Origin of the sequence: Colidextribacter sp. OB.20, assembly GCF_009911595.1 — a bacterium.
Classification (GTDB): domain Bacteria; phylum Bacillota; class Clostridia; order Oscillospirales; family Oscillospiraceae; genus Lawsonibacter.
Genome location: NZ_QWKG01000023.1, coordinates 1 through 16,007, shown reverse-complemented (window position 1 = coordinate 16,007; position 16,007 = coordinate 1). Strand labels below are relative to the sequence as shown.

The 16,007-nt window shown below is 61.1% G+C and carries 17 protein-coding genes; 3 read left to right on the top strand and 14 right to left on the bottom strand.

Annotation, left to right across the window (positions count from 1 at the left end; genetic code table 11):
- Positions 1-51 precede the first annotated feature (51 nt).
- The 5 genes from D1641_RS07425 to D1641_RS07405 are packed head-to-tail and all read right to left on the bottom strand — an operon-like array spanning position 52 to position 6,155.
- Positions 52-885, bottom strand: coding sequence for a pyridoxamine kinase (locus D1641_RS07425; protein WP_160664237.1), 834 nt, complete (start codon positions 883-885; stop codon positions 52-54).
- 20 nt (positions 886-905) lie between these two features.
- The gene (locus tag D1641_RS07420) at positions 906-1,733 is read right to left on the bottom strand and encodes a hypothetical protein (protein ID WP_160664235.1); all 828 of its coding nucleotides are present in this window, start codon (positions 1,731-1,733) and stop codon (positions 906-908) included.
- 33 nt (positions 1,734-1,766) lie between these two features.
- Complete coding sequence (locus D1641_RS07415; RefSeq protein WP_160664233.1) at positions 1,767-2,447, bottom strand: alpha/beta hydrolase; 681 nt, start codon at positions 2,445-2,447, stop codon at positions 1,767-1,769.
- A 13-nt stretch (positions 2,448-2,460) separates the two neighbouring features.
- On the bottom strand, positions 2,461-2,823 hold the full coding sequence (locus tag D1641_RS07410; RefSeq protein WP_160664231.1) for a hypothetical protein: 363 nt from the start codon (positions 2,821-2,823) through the stop codon (positions 2,461-2,463).
- Positions 2,820-6,155 (bottom strand): PD-(D/E)XK nuclease family protein, encoded by a 3,336-nt coding sequence (locus tag D1641_RS07405; protein ID WP_160664229.1) that lies wholly within the window; start codon positions 6,153-6,155, stop codon positions 2,820-2,822. Before D1641_RS07405 ends, D1641_RS07410 begins: the two co-directional genes overlap by 4 nt.
- Before the next feature lie 148 nt (positions 6,156-6,303).
- On the opposite strand from D1641_RS07405, the gene D1641_RS07400 reads away from it, so the two are divergent.
- The 3 genes from D1641_RS07400 (at position 6,304) to D1641_RS07390 (ending at position 9,117) form a co-directional block, all read left to right on the top strand.
- On the top strand, positions 6,304-6,894 hold the full coding sequence (locus D1641_RS07400; protein ID WP_160664227.1) for a TetR/AcrR family transcriptional regulator: 591 nt from the start codon (positions 6,304-6,306) through the stop codon (positions 6,892-6,894).
- Positions 6,895-7,069: 175 nt separating this feature from the next.
- Positions 7,070-8,605, top strand: coding sequence for a sodium/proline symporter (locus D1641_RS07395; protein ID WP_160664225.1), 1,536 nt, complete (start codon positions 7,070-7,072; stop codon positions 8,603-8,605).
- Positions 8,606-8,850: 245 nt separating this feature from the next.
- Complete coding sequence (locus D1641_RS07390; RefSeq protein WP_160664223.1) at positions 8,851-9,117, top strand: DUF6514 family protein; 267 nt, start codon at positions 8,851-8,853, stop codon at positions 9,115-9,117.
- 3 nt (positions 9,118-9,120) lie between these two features.
- Here D1641_RS07390 and D1641_RS07385 read toward each other — a convergent pair whose 3' ends face one another.
- From D1641_RS07385 to D1641_RS07345, 9 genes are all read right to left on the bottom strand, one after another.
- Positions 9,121-9,243, bottom strand: a complete 123-nt coding sequence (locus D1641_RS07385; RefSeq protein ID WP_160664221.1) for a sodium pump decarboxylase gamma subunit — start codon at positions 9,241-9,243, stop codon at positions 9,121-9,123.
- Between the two features lie 15 nt (positions 9,244-9,258).
- Positions 9,259-10,404, bottom strand: a complete 1,146-nt coding sequence (locus D1641_RS07380; RefSeq protein WP_160664219.1) for a sodium ion-translocating decarboxylase subunit beta — start codon at positions 10,402-10,404, stop codon at positions 9,259-9,261.
- Positions 10,405-10,742: 338 nt separating this feature from the next.
- On the bottom strand, positions 10,743-11,630 hold the full coding sequence (locus tag D1641_RS07375) for a helix-turn-helix transcriptional regulator (RefSeq protein ID WP_160664217.1): 888 nt from the start codon (positions 11,628-11,630) through the stop codon (positions 10,743-10,745).
- A 75-nt stretch (positions 11,631-11,705) separates the two neighbouring features.
- Complete coding sequence (locus D1641_RS07370) at positions 11,706-12,071, bottom strand: thioesterase family protein (RefSeq protein ID WP_160664215.1); 366 nt, start codon at positions 12,069-12,071, stop codon at positions 11,706-11,708.
- A gap of 111 nt (positions 12,072-12,182) precedes the next feature.
- Positions 12,183-12,989, bottom strand: a complete 807-nt coding sequence (locus tag D1641_RS07365) for an ankyrin repeat domain-containing protein (protein ID WP_160664213.1) — start codon at positions 12,987-12,989, stop codon at positions 12,183-12,185.
- Positions 12,986-13,192 carry a DUF4177 domain-containing protein gene (locus D1641_RS07360; RefSeq protein WP_160664212.1) on the bottom strand — a complete coding sequence of 69 codons (207 nt, stop codon included), beginning with the start codon at positions 13,190-13,192 and terminating at the stop codon, positions 12,986-12,988. Before D1641_RS07360 ends, D1641_RS07365 begins: the two co-directional genes overlap by 4 nt.
- Positions 13,193-13,264: 72 nt before the next feature.
- Complete coding sequence (locus D1641_RS07355; protein WP_160664210.1) at positions 13,265-13,930, bottom strand: TIGR03936 family radical SAM-associated protein; 666 nt, start codon at positions 13,928-13,930, stop codon at positions 13,265-13,267.
- Positions 13,923-15,761 carry a TIGR03960 family B12-binding radical SAM protein gene (locus D1641_RS07350; RefSeq protein ID WP_160664208.1) on the bottom strand — a complete coding sequence of 613 codons (1,839 nt, stop codon included), beginning with the start codon at positions 15,759-15,761 and terminating at the stop codon, positions 13,923-13,925. The genes D1641_RS07355 and D1641_RS07350 overlap by 8 nt, the downstream gene beginning before the upstream one ends.
- 63 nt (positions 15,762-15,824) lie before the next feature.
- On the bottom strand, positions 15,825-16,007 hold a 183-nt coding region (locus D1641_RS07345; protein ID WP_160664206.1), incomplete at its 5' end, for a hypothetical protein.

Sequence of the window (16,007 nt, the reverse complement as noted above, 5' to 3'; positions counted from 1 at the left end):
CCGCGGATTGCTCCGGCCTCCGAAGGAACGGGCCGCCGGGGTCGTCGGCCCCTACTCCGTCAGCACGCTCAGATACTTCTCGATGCGGATGCCGTTGTTCCGTTCGGCCACGTCCTGCTCCATGAAAATCAGCCGCTCCAGCAGGTCTACCGCCCTCCGGACAGCCTGAGGCAGGGTCCGTCCCCGCAGCAGCTGGCCGGTGAGCAGGGAGGTGAAGATGTCCCCGGTGCCCGGGAAATGGGCCTTGATAAATCGGTATGGGACGGTGAAGCACTCCCCTGCTTTGCTGTCAAAGCCCCAGACCACATGCCGGCCTGTCTCCTTCTCCCGGCCGCTGGTGATGACCGCCGACTCAGGGCCGAGCGCCCTCAGACCATCCAGCACCCGGCGGGTCTCCCCGCCGGTCAGGGCCTCCTCCCCCTCAAACAAGCCGGTGAGGAACTCCGCCTCGGTCAGATTGGGGACGATTATGTCCGCCGCGCCGAGAAAGCGTCGCATGTTTTCCACCGTCTGTCGGGTGGATCCGTTGTACAGCTTGCCACCGTCCCCCATGATGGGGTCGGTGACCACCAGAAAGCCCTCCTTCCGCTGGCTGTCGATGAAATCCCGGAGCAGGTCCACCTGGTCCGCCGAGGCCAGAAAGCCGGTGGTGACACAGTCGAACTGAAAGCCCAGCTCCTTCCACACCCGTATGGTCTCACGCATGTAGTCCGTGGTGTCCAAAACGGAAAATTTCCCGTAGTCGAAGTTGTTGGACACCAGGGCGGTGGGCAGATTGTAGATGCTGTGCCCCATGTTGGACAAAATGGGCAGCATCCCTGCCAGCCCCATCTTACCGCAGCCGGGCATGTCGCCGATGATGAGTATATTTTTACTGTTTTCCATGTTTTTCCTCTTTTAACCGCTTATTGAAGAATATTTAGCTTCCGATAGGCCTTCAGGCGCTCCAGCAGCTCAGCGTTCGGGAGCTCCCCGCACTGCTGTAAAAAGAGAATATCGCTTTTAACCCGCTCCGCCTCCCTGCGGGTGCGCGCCATATCCTCCGGAGTCTTGGCTCCGGTTCCATTTCGCAGCTCCCAATATCTCTTTTTATCCTCCGGATAACGGGCACAGGCCTTCTCCAGCTCGTCCAAAGCATGGAAATAGTCCTTTTGTGTCGCCTTCTTTGCCCTGTACAGCTTCAAAGTATCCAGTACCATTTTCTTAACAGCGGCAACATCCTCATGCCGGGCCGCGACGTATTCCGCCACTGTCTGCTGGTCTGCTTCGGTTTGGTTCAGAAAGTCCCGCTCATACAGCTCACACAATTCAACGCCGATTTGATAGATGTCCCCATACTCGAAAGGGTTCTTTCGACGGCAGATTCCTTCCAGTGCTTCCGTAAAGGGGCTGATGTAATCGGGAAAGAGTATTTCAACCGCGTATTGCTTCCAGCCTCTGAACCGGCCGCTCTCCCATTTATCGACATATCCCTCGCACCAATTGGCCAGCTCGTCCAGCTCCTCACCGCTGATGGTCCCCTCCCCGGCAAGCGCGTTTTCCAGGGCCTCCAAGATTTTCTGAAAATATTTCGCCCCTGTTTTATCCGACTTTAGAAAATAGGAGGTGTAAATCCGCTCCAACGCCATCAGACACAGGGCCAGCTGCTTATCTGGGGGCAGGGTCTCTTCCTCCTGTTCCAAGGGGGCTAGCAGGGTCTCTCTGACATATTTGTCCAACTCTATGCTGTTCATTGTCATATCCTCCTTTTGTCCGCTGCTCGCCAGCTACGGCTGCAAAAACTTCAGTACCACCGGGTTAAACGCCTGCCAGTTCCGCCGGGCCACAAAGTGGTCGCCGGGGAGAATAACCAGCTGGCTGCCGGAGATGGATTTGGCGATGAGCCGGGTGTGGCTGTCCCGGATCATGTCCCGCTCTCCCGCCACCACCAGGGTGGGTATGGTCAGGGCGGACAGGCCGGCCGGCTTGATGTGGGGCTGGGTGGTCATCAGGTCCAGCAGCTCCCACTTGAGCCGGGCCTTTTTGTCAAACCGGCGGATGATCTGGAGCAGTCCCCATCCCAGAACAATGGGAATCTGAATAGAGAGCTTCACCCCGGAGGGGTACAGGTCGGCTCCGTTGAGGATGAGTTTTTCCACATACTCCGGGTACTTCAGGGCAAAGAGCAGGGCGATATTGGCCCCGTCGGAGAAGCCCAGCAGATGACAGCGGCTGATCTCCCTGCTGTCCAAAAATTCCTTCAAATCCTCGGCAAACTGCTCCAGGGTAAAGGGGGCCGCCCCCCTGGGAGACTGTCCGTGGCCCCGGGTATCCAGAGCAATCACCTGATATCGCTCCGAGAAGGGACCCATCTGATACTTGAAGTAGGTGTAATCCTCCCCGTTGCCGTGGAGCAGGACCAGAGGGAAGCCCTGTCCGGCGACGGTATAGCTGAGCTGAATGTCCATCCTTACCTCCCAATTACCACTCGTCGTCCGCTTCAAAGTCCTGATAGTAGGCAATGAAGTTTCGGACAATTTCCTCCCTGGAATTGACAAATTCCTCCTCGACTCCGCCGTTTTTCAGGCTTTCGATCCACTCTCCGTCCACCATACAGCCTACGTCCATGTTGATGCTGTACTTGGCCCGCTCCAGAAGGGGAACATCAGTCACATCCCCGATGCAGTACAGGTAGCCGCACAGCAGCCGGATATATTCCGAGCTCCCCTCCTGAAAGTCCTCTATTTCCAGCTCAATCAATTCCCGTATTTCACCCTTGGGGATGGAGACAAAATCAAATCCATACTTTTGAATCAGCGCTTCCGCTCTCTGTTCGTTTGTCATGTTTCCTCCTTGACCTGCTCCCAAAATTCCTCCGCGCTCACCCGGGGCAGCCAGCGCTTGCAGTCGCCCCCCCGGCCCGGCTCGAAGTGGCAGGCGGCGGCGTAGTCGCAGAAGCGGCAGGCGTTCTTGTCCGGGCCCCGCCAGAAGGGGTCGGCGGCGATGCTCCCTGCGGCCAGCTCCTGACAGATGTCCTCCAGCACCCGCTGGATATGCTTTCCCAGCCGGCCCAGCTGCTCGGCGGAGGCCAGCGCCTCGCCGGATATTTCTCCGCTGCTTTTGCTCACCTTCAAGGGCAGGAATCGGTACCCCCCCTCGCCCCGGACCTCCATGGCGTCCAGCACCCGCCGGTCGTCGATGACAAGGCCGCTGCGGGTCAGCTCTCTGTCTACCTTCTTTTGCAGCTCCTCATCGCTCATAGACCGGCTGCCCCGGATGACGGCCTCCCGAGCGGGGAGATAGAGCACCCCGTCCCCCTCCACTGGAAGTCCGTAAAGGGCTTGTCCTTGACGCTCCAGGGTGAACAGGTAGAGGAGCATTTGCAGACCCAGACCGTTCCACACCTCGGTAAGATCGAAGGTCTTTCGGCCCGTCTTGTAGTCCACCACCCGCAGGTGGAGCCGTCCGCCGTCCACCCAGCCGTCCACCCGGTCCACAAAGCCGGTGACACTGATGGTCACCCCGGCAAAGGTCAGCTCCACCGGGGGCAGGTCCTCCCCCCTTCCGAAGCCCAGCTCGAAGGAGACCGGCTTGAATTTGGAGGCCAGCAGCTCCTCCGCCACATTGTCCACCACCGCCTGGACCGAGCGGAGCAGCCGGCGGAACAGGTACTGAAACCGGGCGGACTGGCCCTCCAGCCCCCCCAGCTCCTCCGCCGCATAGCGGTCCACCGCCTCCCGGGTCAGCTTTTTCAGCCTCCTCCTTCGGGCGTCGCTGTCCTCCATGCCGGGGATGGCGGTCTGGGAGAACATCTCGTCCTGGAGGACATGCTCCAGCACGTAGTGGACAAAGGTGCCGTACTCAGGGGCTGTAAAGCCAGCGGGCTTGCGGGGCTCTGCCCCCAGGCCGTAGCGCATGAAGTAGGAGAAGTGACAGGATTTATATTTGTCCATCCGGGAGGCGGACATGGCCACCCGGCGGCCATACAGCCGGTCCACAGCCTGCCGGGACAGCCTGCCCCGCTCCCAGGCAGCGGCCCGATCCAGCCGGGCCGTCTGGGCCTCAAAGCCGGGCAGGCCCTCCAGCGCTTTCCGCACGCCCTTGCTCCGGCCCGCCTGCTCCAGTGCGGGGAGCGGGGCCTCCAGCCGGAAGGCGCCGGACAAATCCTCCTCCCGGACCGGCTTCACATCGGAGAACAGCAGCCCCAGCCGCCCCACCAGAAAGCTGGGGCGGCACTCCTCCCCCTCCGGGCCCTGGGCGGGCCAGGTTACCACCAGCTTTTGGCTGGGCTGGGCACAGATCTGATAGATGGTGGTCATCTCCCGGTAGAGCAGGTCCCGCTGGGACTGGGCCAGCTCCAGGCCGTAGCTGGCCAGCAGGGAGCGGTCGTCGTCAGACAGCAGGCCTGGGGCGGCGCTCGCCTGGGGCAGGGAGGCGTCATCCGCCCCCAGAAGAAAGAGCACCTTTACCCTGCGGCCTGTCTGACGGGTGGTCTCCCCCGCCGTCACCCGGTCCAGAGAGACGGGGATGGTGCCCACGTTGTACTGGGACAGCACCAGCCGGAACAGCAGGGCAAACTCCTCCAGCTCCATGGGGGTGTCCTCCAGCAGAAGGGCGCACTGCTCCAGAGCGCCGCATAGGATGTCCCACAGCTGGCGGTACTCCTCCGCCAGGGCGGGCCGGCCCCGGCGGTGGAGGGTGTTCACCTGGTCCTCCAGCCGGCCGGGCAGACCGATCTCCTCAAAAAAGCTGTAAAGGGAAACCGCCTGCCCCCGCCCCGTCTTCTCCTTATTTTTCCGCAGGGTCTCCAGAGGGGCGGACACCTGACGCCGGGCGGCGTCCACCCGGGCCAGCAGCGTCCGGTCCGCTTCCTCCCAGGCCACGTTGTAACCCTTGGGGTGCCAGGACCAGTCCTTGCTCTGGGTCCAGCGGCTCCCCCGGATGTCCCATTTCAGAACGTAGTTCTCCAGCAGGTCGATGTCCTCCTGAGGCAGGTCGGTAAGGCCGGTCTTGAGATACCGGAACACGTCGTCATAGCGGTAGCCCCCCGCCACCGTATCCAGGGCGGCGGTGACCAGGGCCAGCACCGGCTTTTCCAAAATATCCGTCATGGCGGAGGAGAACACCGGCACCCCATACCGCCCGAACACCGACTCCACCAGATCCTGGTAGGCCCCGTAGTTCCGGGCGGCCACGCCAATCTCCCGGAAGCGGAGCCCTTCCTCCCGGGCCAACCGGAGAATGCGTCCGGCGACCCACTCCACCTCTCCCCGAAGGGTAGATCCCTGGAACAGCTCCACCGCCCCCTGGCCGGGGACGGGTGGATGAGCATCCGCTCCAAACAGGGCACGCTCCAGATGGACCAGCGGCTCCGCCTTTTCTTGAAAATCAGTGACAAGGTGTTCTACTTCACAGCCAATTCCATCCTTCTGAGCCAGCCGGATCAGGGCGGCGGCCGTTCTGCGGGCGGGAGAAAAGACCCCCTCCCTGTCCCCCTCCAGGCGGTCGCAGGTGAGGGTGACCGTCACCGAGTGGGCCTGGTCCATAAGGATGCGGAGCAGCTCCCTCTGTTGGGGTGTGAAGTCGGTGAAGCCGTCCAGCCAGATATCCTTCCCTCTCCCCCAGCCGCACCGCTTCAGCTTGTCCGCCGCCCGGGTGAGCCGGTCCCGGGGGTCGAGGGCGGTCCGGGCGGTGAGGGCGTCGTACTCCCCGAAGATCAGCCCCAAGTCCCGAAGCTTGTCCCCCTCCGGGCCGGATGCCTCCTCCCCCGCCCGGATCAGCGCCTGAGACGGGACACAGCAGCTCTTCAGCTCGTCCGCCGTGGCGATGAGGGAGGTGAGAAAGGCGGGACGCCTGGAGGGCCGGCCATAGACCTTCAGCTCGGGGGCCGCCGCCTGCACCGCCCGGTACATGAGCAGCAGCCGGCCGCCGGCGTCCAGCTCCTCCTCCCCCAGGCCCCCCGCCGCCTGAAAGATCCGGTTGGCCAGCCGGCTGAAGGACAGCACCTCCGCCCGCAGATTGATCCGGGGGCCGCCCGTCCTGCACAGAGCCCGCTCCACCTCGTGGGACATCTGTTCGGGCACCAACAGCACCTGCTCTCTCTCCGCCTTACACAGCCGGCTCAGCACGGCGGTGGTCTTTCCCGACCCGGCCCGGCCCAACAGCAGCTTAAACACAGCCCGTCCCCCCTTTTCATGTTTGAAACAGTATACCACACCGCCCCTGAAAATGGAAGTGTCCCGGCATGGACTTGACCTTTTCCTCATTCTTCGATATGATAATGCAGAAGTCCACAGGGCCGCGCAGGCCGTCAGGAGGTTCACCATGGCGAAAAAAAGGGTCCGGAACACCCGGGGAAAGATCATTGACGCAGCCTGGCAGCTGTTCTATCGCCAGGGCTATGACGACACCACCGTGGAGGAGATTATCGAGGCGTCGGGCACCTCCCGGGGCTCCTTCTACCACTATTTTCAGGGGAAGGACGCCCTGCTTTCCACCCTGTCCGACGTCTTTGACCAGAAGTATGAGGACCTGATCGAAACCATCGACCCGGAGATGGACCGCTTCGACCAGCTGATGTACCTCAACCGGGAGCTCTTCACCATGATCGAGAACTCCATCTCCCTGGATCTGCTGGCCCGGCTGTACTCCTCCCAGCTGGTAACCCGGGGGGACAAGTCTCTGCTGGATCACGGCCGCACCTACTACAAGCTGCTGCGCCAGATCACCCTCCAGGGCCAGGAGCGGGGGGAGCTGCGGGAGGATGTCACCGTCAATGAGATCGTCCGGGCCTACGCCCTGTGCGAGCGGGCCCTCATCTACGACTGGTGCCTGTCCGCCGGAGATTACTCCCTCACCCGGTACAGCACCGACATGATGCCCATGTTTTTGCGGGAGTTTCGGAAAAGTTTGTAAGAAGGTACAAATCACTATAATAAAAAATGTACAGCTTATTTTTATTGATATTTCAATATAAATAAGCTGTTTTTGTGTCCTTTAGTACGGAGTATATTCTGTATTGTATTCTTGTTTTAATTCTGCTATGATAACAACAATTCGCCGCCGAGGAGCGGCTTTTGGAGGGAGTTTTATGACAATACCGCAAATTCTGATCTGCCTGACCATTGTGCTCTACCTGGCGTTTATCACCTGCGTAGGCGTCTACTTTAACCGCAGGGGAAGCGGCGCCAACACGGACGAGTACTATCTTGGCGGCCGCAAAATGGGCCCGCTGGTGGTGGCCATGAGCGCCGAGGCCTCCGACATGAGCGGCTGGCTGCTCATGGGCCTGCCCGGACTGGCCTACCTCACCGGCGTGGCCGAGCCCTTCTGGACCGCTGTCGGTCTGGCTGTGGGCACCTACTTCAACTGGCTGCTGGTGGCCAAGCGGCTGCGCCGCTACTCCGCCAAGCTGGACGCCATCACCATTCCCAGCTTCTTCTCCAAGCGCTATAAGGACGACCGCCGCATCATCTCCTGCATCGCAGCCGTCATCATCGTGATTTTCTTCGTCCCCTATGTGGCCTCCGGCTTCAAGGCCATCGGCACCCTGTTCAGCACCCTGTTCAATGTGGATTACCATGTCACCATGCTGATCGGTGCCACCATTATTATTATCTACACCGTGCTGGGCGGCCTGGCCGCCGTGGCCACCATCGACCTGATCCAGTCCATCGTTATGTCCATCGCCCTCATCTCCATCGTCACCTTCGGCATCATCCAGGCTGGCGGCTGGGGCCAGGTTGTGTCCAACGCCCAGGAGATGACGGGCTACCTCAATGTCTTTCAGGGCTATAACACCGCCACCGGAGAGACGGGCACCTACGGCACCCTGGCTATCGTCTCCACCCTGGCCTGGGGCCTGGGCTACTTCGGCATGCCCCACATTCTGGTCCGGTTCATGTCCATTGAGGACGAGGAGAAGCTGACCATCTCCCGCCGTGTGGGCTCCATCTGGGTGGTCATCGCCATGGGTGTGGCCGTTCTCATCGGCATTGTTGGCTTCGGCGTGTCCAAAGCCGGCATGCTCGCCACTCTCACCACCAGCTCCGAATCCGAGACCGTTATAATTCAGCTGGCCGATCTGCTCAGCCAGTACGGCGTGTTCTTCTCTCTGCTGGCCGGCATCACCTTGGCCGGCATCATGGCCAGCACAATGTCCACCGCCGACTCCCAGCTGCTGGCCGCGGCCTCCTCCATGTCCGAGGACCTGCTGCACGGCTTCCTGAACATCAAGATGGACACCAGGTCCTCCATGCTGGCCGCCCGGGGCACCGTGGTCCTCATCGCTATCGTGGGCGCAGCGCTGGCCTGGAATCCAAACAGCTCCGTGTTCCAGATTGTTTCCTTCGCCTGGGCGGGCTTCGGCGCCACCTTCGGCCCCGCCATGCTGTGCGCTCTGTTCTGGAAGCGGAGCAACCGCCAGGGCATCATGGCCGGGCTGGTGGCCGGGGGCGTGATGATCTTTGTCTGGAAGTTCCTGGTCCGTCCCCTGGGCGGCCTGTGGAATATCTATGAGCTGCTTCCCGCCTTCCTGGTGGCTCTGCTCGCCATTGTCATCGTCTCTCTGGCTACCCCCGCTCCGGAGGCGGACGTGGTAAAGGCCTTTGAGGAGTATGACCGCTGACACACAGCGATAAAAAAGTCCTTTCAGACGACAAAAGACCCCGCCGACGGTGGGGTCTTTTGTCGTTTCGTGAAATTTCCACGATATTAACCTGTTCTGCGACGGGTTCCGGCAGGCACGGCCCCACTTTGTGTCGAAACATGTCATATAAGGTAGTTATTTGCGATATCTTTCCCTTTTCCAAATCATGTAAACACTATATAATGTGCCTGTCAAATGAAATACATGAAAGGAGGCACAATATCATGGAATTAGAGATCGCAACCCGCCAGTGCCTGGACCAGACAGGAGTCTGCCGCCGCTTCCACTATTTCCTCACCATCGGCTATGAGGAAACCTCCCGCATCTTCTGCGAAAGCTACGGGGTGCGGATCTCCGAGGAGGGAGGTGATGAGACCAAAATTTCCGCCATTACCACCAGCGCCTCTCGCATTGACGAGCTGCTCACCCTGCTGGTGGACAACCGGGTAGGCCCCACCGGACTCAGCGACGTGGTAGCGGACTGGCTGTGACAGTCACTTCCCGCCGCCCAGCTTCTGCATCAGAATCACAAACAGGGCGATGACGCCCAGCACCACAAAGATGCCCAGCATCCCCTGGCCCAGCATTTCAAGGGCCTGTATCAAATCAGCACTCATTTTCCGCTCCTCCTGTCAGCCCAAGTTGGCAAAGTATTGCAGCACCACGCCACCCGCCACCACAGAGGCGATCTGCCCCGACACGTTGGCAGCAATGGCGTGCATCAGCAGATGGTTCTGGGGGTCGGCCTCCTGGCCCAGCTTCTCGATGACCCGGGAGGACATGGGGAAGGCGGAGATGCCCGCCGCCCCCACCATGGGGTTGATCTTATTACCGGGAGTGAAGAGGTTCAGCACCTTGACAAACAGAACTCCCACCACCGAGTCCAGCACGAAGGCCACCAGGCCCAGGCCCATAATCATCAGGGTCTGCCACTGGACGAACCGCTCGGCCTGCATGGAAAAGGAGATGGTAATGCCCAGCAGCAGAGTAATGAGGTTGGCAAGGTCGTTCTGGGCGGTGTGAGACAGGGTGGACAGCACCCCGCACTCCCGGATCAGGTTGCCGAACATGAGGAAGCCCACCAGCGCCACCGAGGCGGGGGCCACCAGCCCGGCGATAACGGTTACCACAATGGGGAAGAGAATCCGCATCCGGCGGGTGACGCCCTGGGGCCGGTAGGGCATCCTCATGGCCCGATCCTGTCTGGTGGTCACCAGCTTGATTGCGAAGGGCTGGATGATAGGCACCAGGGCCATATAGGAGTAGGCCGCCACGGCGATGGCCCCCACATAGTTGGAGCCCAGGGTCTGGGATACCAGCAGAGAGGTGGGGCCGTCGGCGGCGCCGATAATGCCGATGGAGGCGGCGTCCTTCAGGTCGAAGCCCAGCAGCACGGCGATGATGATGGTCAGAAAGATGCCCGCCTGGGCCGCCGCGCCGCACAGGAACAGCTTGGGGTTAGCCAGCAGGGGGCCGAAGTCAATCATGGCCCCGATGCCGATAAAGAGAAGGATGGGCATGGCCTCGCTGGCCTCGATGCCCGTCTCGAAGAGCCACTGGATGATACCCGGGGTCTCCCCCATGGCCTCGCTGAACTGGTTGATTACGCCGGACAGGGGCAGGTTCACCAGGATGGCCCCGAAGCCCATTGGCATGAGCAGGGCGGGCTCGAAGCCCTTCTCAATGGCCAGATAGATCAGCAGCGCGCCGATGCCATACATCACCAGCTGCCGCCAGGTGATGGACATTAGCCCCTGCCAGAGAAATGAAAAATCCATACTTCTGCACTCCTTTTTGGTCGGGATGCCGGGCTCTGCCCGGACCCGCCAGGGCTTTGCCCTGGAGCCACCGCCCTTTAAAAAGAGCGGCCCTAAACTTTTTCTGTCTGTATATCTTTTCCGGTTTTGTGCTATCTATTAAAAAAAGACCTGCGCTCCGATGTTCGGAACGCAGGTCTGGTCATTTCAGGCACAGCCAGAGCGGCCTCACGGACCGCACATGCTTGTTGACTGGTGCCGCGCAACTGGTAAGGCGCGCCGACTACTCCCCTTTGTTGTAAAGGGCATGTTACCACATCCCCTATGCCGTTGTCAAGAGGTTTCCAGCATAAATTTTCCTACCGGCCGTCCACCTCTAAAATTCCCTTGACGGCCCCTGTCTCGCAGTTGTACCAGAAGTATCCGGTGTGGTCCTCCCCCGCGCTGTCCTCAAAGTCGTAGTAAATCAGCATGGAGGCGCTGTCCGTCCCCCACTGCAAAAACTGGTACTTGATCTCAGGCCAGCCGTCAGGGGTGCTGTAGCCGTATTTGCGCAGCTCAGTGGCCTCCACCCCCATAGAGAGATAGGCGTTCAGGTTGCTGGATGAATTTCTGTCCAGCCAGCTCAGGGTCAGGCGGTTTTCATCAGCATAGTCCAGGGCCAGGACGTATTTTCTGCTGTCAGGCGACCACCAGAGGCCCTGATAGGTACAGTCCCCGTAGATGACCCGCCACTGCAAACCGTCCTCCTGCTCTGTAATGATCGAGACGCCCTCCTTTAAGGGAAAGAAGTGGTTGGACAGATCCTTGCTGTACACCGTGGCACAGATTTTCCCATCGGGGGACGCCACCTTGTCCAAAATGAACAGCCGCCCGCTCCTCCACAGGAGGACACCGGCAGTCAGGGCGGCGGCAAGGAGAAGGACCGCGGCGATAGCCAGATACTTTTTCCGGACGCCTTGGACCTTGCGCTTTACCTCGCTCTTCGAATAGCTGATGATCTCCTTGGCGCTGGCCTCCGGCTCCTGAGGCGCTTCGGCCCGCTCCCCCTGGATGAGCTCCACGATGGAGACCTCTAAAATCTCCGCCAGGGGCTCCAACAGGGAGATGTCGGGGGCACAGACGCCGCGTTCCCACTTTGAGACCGCCCGGTCGGTGATGTGCAGCTGGTCAGCCAGCTGCCTCTGGGTCATTTCCTTCTCTTTGCGCAGCTGCTTAATGAAGCCGCCGGTTTTTACATTGTCCATGGAATTTCGCACCTCCTGCCTGGAATCATACCGCCTTCCAGGCAAAAAGTCACCAAACCAGCGGTTGAGTTGGGCTTAACTCTGGCTCCGGTCCTTCTGGGGCACCATAATCCGCAGGTGAGAGCCCTCGCCGCACTTGCCCTTCTCGTCGTGGACCTCGATGTCAAACCACATCTTCCGCCGCTCGATAGAGCGCAGGGTGGCGGTGGCGGTCACCTGCATGCCCACAGGGGTGGGGGCCAGATGGCGGATGTGGGCCTCCGCTCCTACGGTAGTGACCCCCTCATCCAGATATTCCTGGGCCAGCTCCAGGGCGCAGGCCTCCATCAGGGCCAGCATGTTGGGGGTGGAGAGAATTTTTGCGCCGGCGGCCCCGATGCGCTTGGCGGTCATGGTGTCGTCAACCGTCCAGGTCAAACTGTGCTGGGTAGGCTTGTCCATTTTTCGCATCTCCTTTTCTGTAGGGCGCGACGACTCGGCGCGCCGTTTTATTTCAGAGCGGCGTGCCCGGTGGTCACGCCTACATGCGGGCGGATAATATCCGCCCCTACATCACATCTTTTGATAGTAGGCCCGCAGAATGGGCTCCAGCTCCCGCCATTTGGTCTCGTACATCTGGCGGTAGTCCTCCACAGAGTAGTAGGGCGTAACCAGCCGCTCCTTTCCCCGGTATGTCTCAGTGTGGGGCTTGAACATATCGGAATCCGGGTCCAGGCCGCGCAGGCCGTCCAGCAGCTCCCGGCCCTCCTCCATATTCCGCAGGATTACCGAACTGCTTGGCAGACCGTCCTTGTTGGGCGGCCTGAAATCGTGGATATCCGCCCCGTGCTTGAGAAGCTCGTCCAGCACGGCTTTCAGCATCTCCCGCAGCCGGCGGTTCTCCTCCTTGGCCGTCTCCACACGGTAGCTGGGAAAGGAGTCGTGGGCAAACTCATCGTACTGCTCCAGGGCGTGCTGCCAGGCGGTGCCGCCATAGGAGGTCTTCTGGTTGGGGTCCATCCCCATGTCCAGCAGGCGGCGGAGGAGCAGAAAGTAGCCCTTACTGCGCTCCGGGCCGGGGCCCACGGTGTGCCGCGCCCGCAGAAAGCACTGGCCGATGGCGTCATACCAGATCGGGGCGCCGAAATTGCTGCCGTAGGGGTTGATGGCGTCCGCAAAGTTTACGTCCGCCCCCCGGTCCAGGAGCAGGTGGGCCACCTCCAGGTTGTCGCTTTTGATGGCCACCATCAGCGGCGACTGGCCGTCGTCCTTCTTGGGCGGGGCCTTGGCCAGGCAGGAGATCAGGTCGGGTTTTTTGTCCAGAATGGCGGCGACCTCCTCCAGATTGCCCCGGCGGATCATGGTAAACAGTTTTTTCACGGCAGTTCCTTCTCAAAAACCAGGTCCATCTCCGACACGACCCCGCCTCCCAGCTGGGTGACCGGGATGGTGCCCACATACCGCCAGCCGTCCTTCGCCCGGCGGTTGATCGTCTCCCGGTGTCCCTTGGTCTCTGTCTTGCTGCTGGCCCACTGGACCCGGCCGGTGTAAACGTGGATGCGCTCGTACTCATAGGTATACATAATATCTCTCCTTCCTCCAATTTACTCCGTACATTTCGCCTGCGGCGAAAGACAATCCCCCACTCCGAAGCTTTATCGGAAGGGCCTCCCCTCCCCGTCCAGCACCTCCCGGCGGTGGAAGGTGACAAAATCGGGGGCATACTGGGGGTACTCGCTGCAAAAGGTGGAGCGAATCAGCTCCGGGTTGAGGCCGGGATTTTGGGCGGAAACCACCAGGTCCAGGGTCATGGTGTCGCTCTGGCACTCAATGCGCCAGCTGCGCACCAACGGGATGATGTCAACCTCCGTAAAGCCTGCCTTGGCTTTGTTTGACTTCTTCTTCACCACCAGGCTATCCCGGCTAAACAGGGCGGCCATAGCGGGCTCGGCCCCCTGGGGCCGGCCCTCCGAGTAGTCAAAGGTCATAATATAGTTGACATAACACAGTTCCTTCAGCTTTCGCTCCGCCCGCCAGCACTGGTAGACCGCGATCCCCTCCGGCATGGCGGCGGTGAGCCGCTCCGGGACCTCCTCACAGCTCGTCCCCTCCAGCAGGCCGAACTCCAGAATTTCACACTGGCTGGAGTATCCCACCGACAGAGGCAGGGCGATGGACACGAAGGGGTGAGGATTGAAGCCCTCGGTGTGCTTGATGGGAATTTTGGCCCGGGTAAAGGCTCGCTGGAAGGTGCGCATCAGGTCCAGATGGGAGATATACCGGGCCCGCCCGGTTTTGGAAAACAGCAGCCGGTCAGCCACAGGTCCTCCCCCCTTCCAACAGCTTGCTCGCTCCGCAGCCGGAGCAGCGGGTGCGGCAGTCGGGAGTGGTCGCCGACTGATAGCACAGCTCCCGCTCACGCCACAGAAAATCAGCGTTCACGCCGGTGGACAGCCGGCACCAGGGGAAAATCTCATCCCTAGACCGCTCCCGGTGGGCATAAAAGTCTCCGTCCAGGCCGCAGGCGGCCAGACCGTCCAGCCATCGCTGGTAGTCGAAGTACTCGGTCCAGGAGTCCATCTTCCCCCCATGCTCCCACACCCACTCCAGCACATCGGCCAGCCGCCGGTCCCCCCGGGACAGGACGGCCTCCAGATAGCTGGTCTGGGGATCGTGCCAGTTGTAGGTGATGGACTTGTCCCGCTTCAGGGCATCCCGCAGCAGGTTCACCCGCCGCTGATACTCCTCCACAGGAATCTGGGCCTCCCACTGGAAGGCGGTGTGGGGCTTGGGGACAAACCAGGAGGTGGACACGGTGATCCGCACCCCCCGGGCCTTGTTGGGGGAGTACTCCCGCCAGGTGAAGTAGACCTTCCGGGCCAGGTCCGCGATGCCCAGTACGTCCTCGTCGGTCTCGGTGGGCAGGCCCAGCATGAAGTAGAGCTTCACCCCGCTCCAGCCCCCGGCAAAGGCGGTGCGGCAGGATTGGAGCAGGTCCTCCTCCCGCAGGTTCTTATTGATGGCGTCCCGGAGGCGCTGGGTGCCCGCCTCGGGAGCGAAGGTGAGCCCGCCCCGACGCACCCGCTGGAGCCGCTCCATCAGGCTCATGGAGAAGGTGTCCGCCCGCAGGGAGGGCAGGGACAGCCCGATGTCCCGGGGAGCACAGTAGTCCAGCAGCTCGTCGCACAGGGGGAGCAGGTCTGGGTAGTCGGTGGAGGACAGGCTGGACAGGGTCATCTCCTGATAGCCTGAGTCCTCGATGGCCTCCCTCCCGTATTTTGCCAGCAGCTCCGGGCTGCGGGAGCGTACCGGCCGGTAGGCGTATCCCGCCTGACAGAACCGGCACCCCCGGATGCAGCCCCGGAAGAGCTCCAGCATCACCCGGTCGTGGACGATCTCGGTGGAGGGGATGATGGTTTTTACCGGGAAATAGGCCTTGTCCATGTCCTGGACGATCCGCTTGGTGACCAGCTCGGGCGCGCCCTCCAGGGCCCTGACCTCCTCCAGGGTGCCGTCCGCCCGGTAGACCGGCTCATAGAGGGAGGGCACGTAGATGCCCTCGATTCTTGCCGCCTCCCGGAGGAGCTCCTCCTTGGACCAGCCCTCCTCCTTGGCCTGGAGGTAGAGGTCGATATACTCCAGGGTGACCTCCTCCCCCTCCCCCAGGATAAACATATCCACAAAGGGGGCCAGGGGCTCCGGGTTGTAGCAGCAGGTCCCTCCCGCCACAATCAGCGGGGAAAAATCATGCCGGTCGGCGGCGCGCAGGTCCAGTCCCGCCAGATCCAGCATATTCAAAACATTGGTATAGGCCATCTCATAGCCCAGAGAGAAGCCGATGATGTCAAACTCGGCAATGGGGTCGCCGCTCTCCAGGCCATAGAGGAGCAGGCCTTCCCGGCGCATCTCCTCCTCCATGTCGCCCCAGGGCGCGAAGCAGCGCTCACACCAGACATCAGGCCGCTCGTTCATCACACCGTAGAGGATGCGGCAGCCCAGATTGGACATGCCGATCTCATAGGTGTCAGGGAAGCAGAGGGCATAGCGCAGGTCCACCTGGCCCCTGTCCTTGACAACGGCATTGTATTCCCCGCCCGTGTATCGGGCCGGCTTCTGTACATTCGGCAGGATATGCTCCAAGGTACGATTCATCTTGTAACCCCCAGATTTTATCAGACATATTATTGTACCTTTTTCCCGCCTGTATGGCAAGCATTATTTCCTGTTTTTGCGGGGAATACTTCCTCCCAGGCAGACAGCCAGCAGCCAGGCGGCGGCCAGCAGGAGGGTGACATTTCCGCTAAAGCCGGCCAGCAGCAGCCCTCCCGCCAGCGCCGCGGCGGTGCACAGGGCGTCCAGCCGACCGCCCGCCCAGGCGGCCAGGTCCGGACCGGCCAG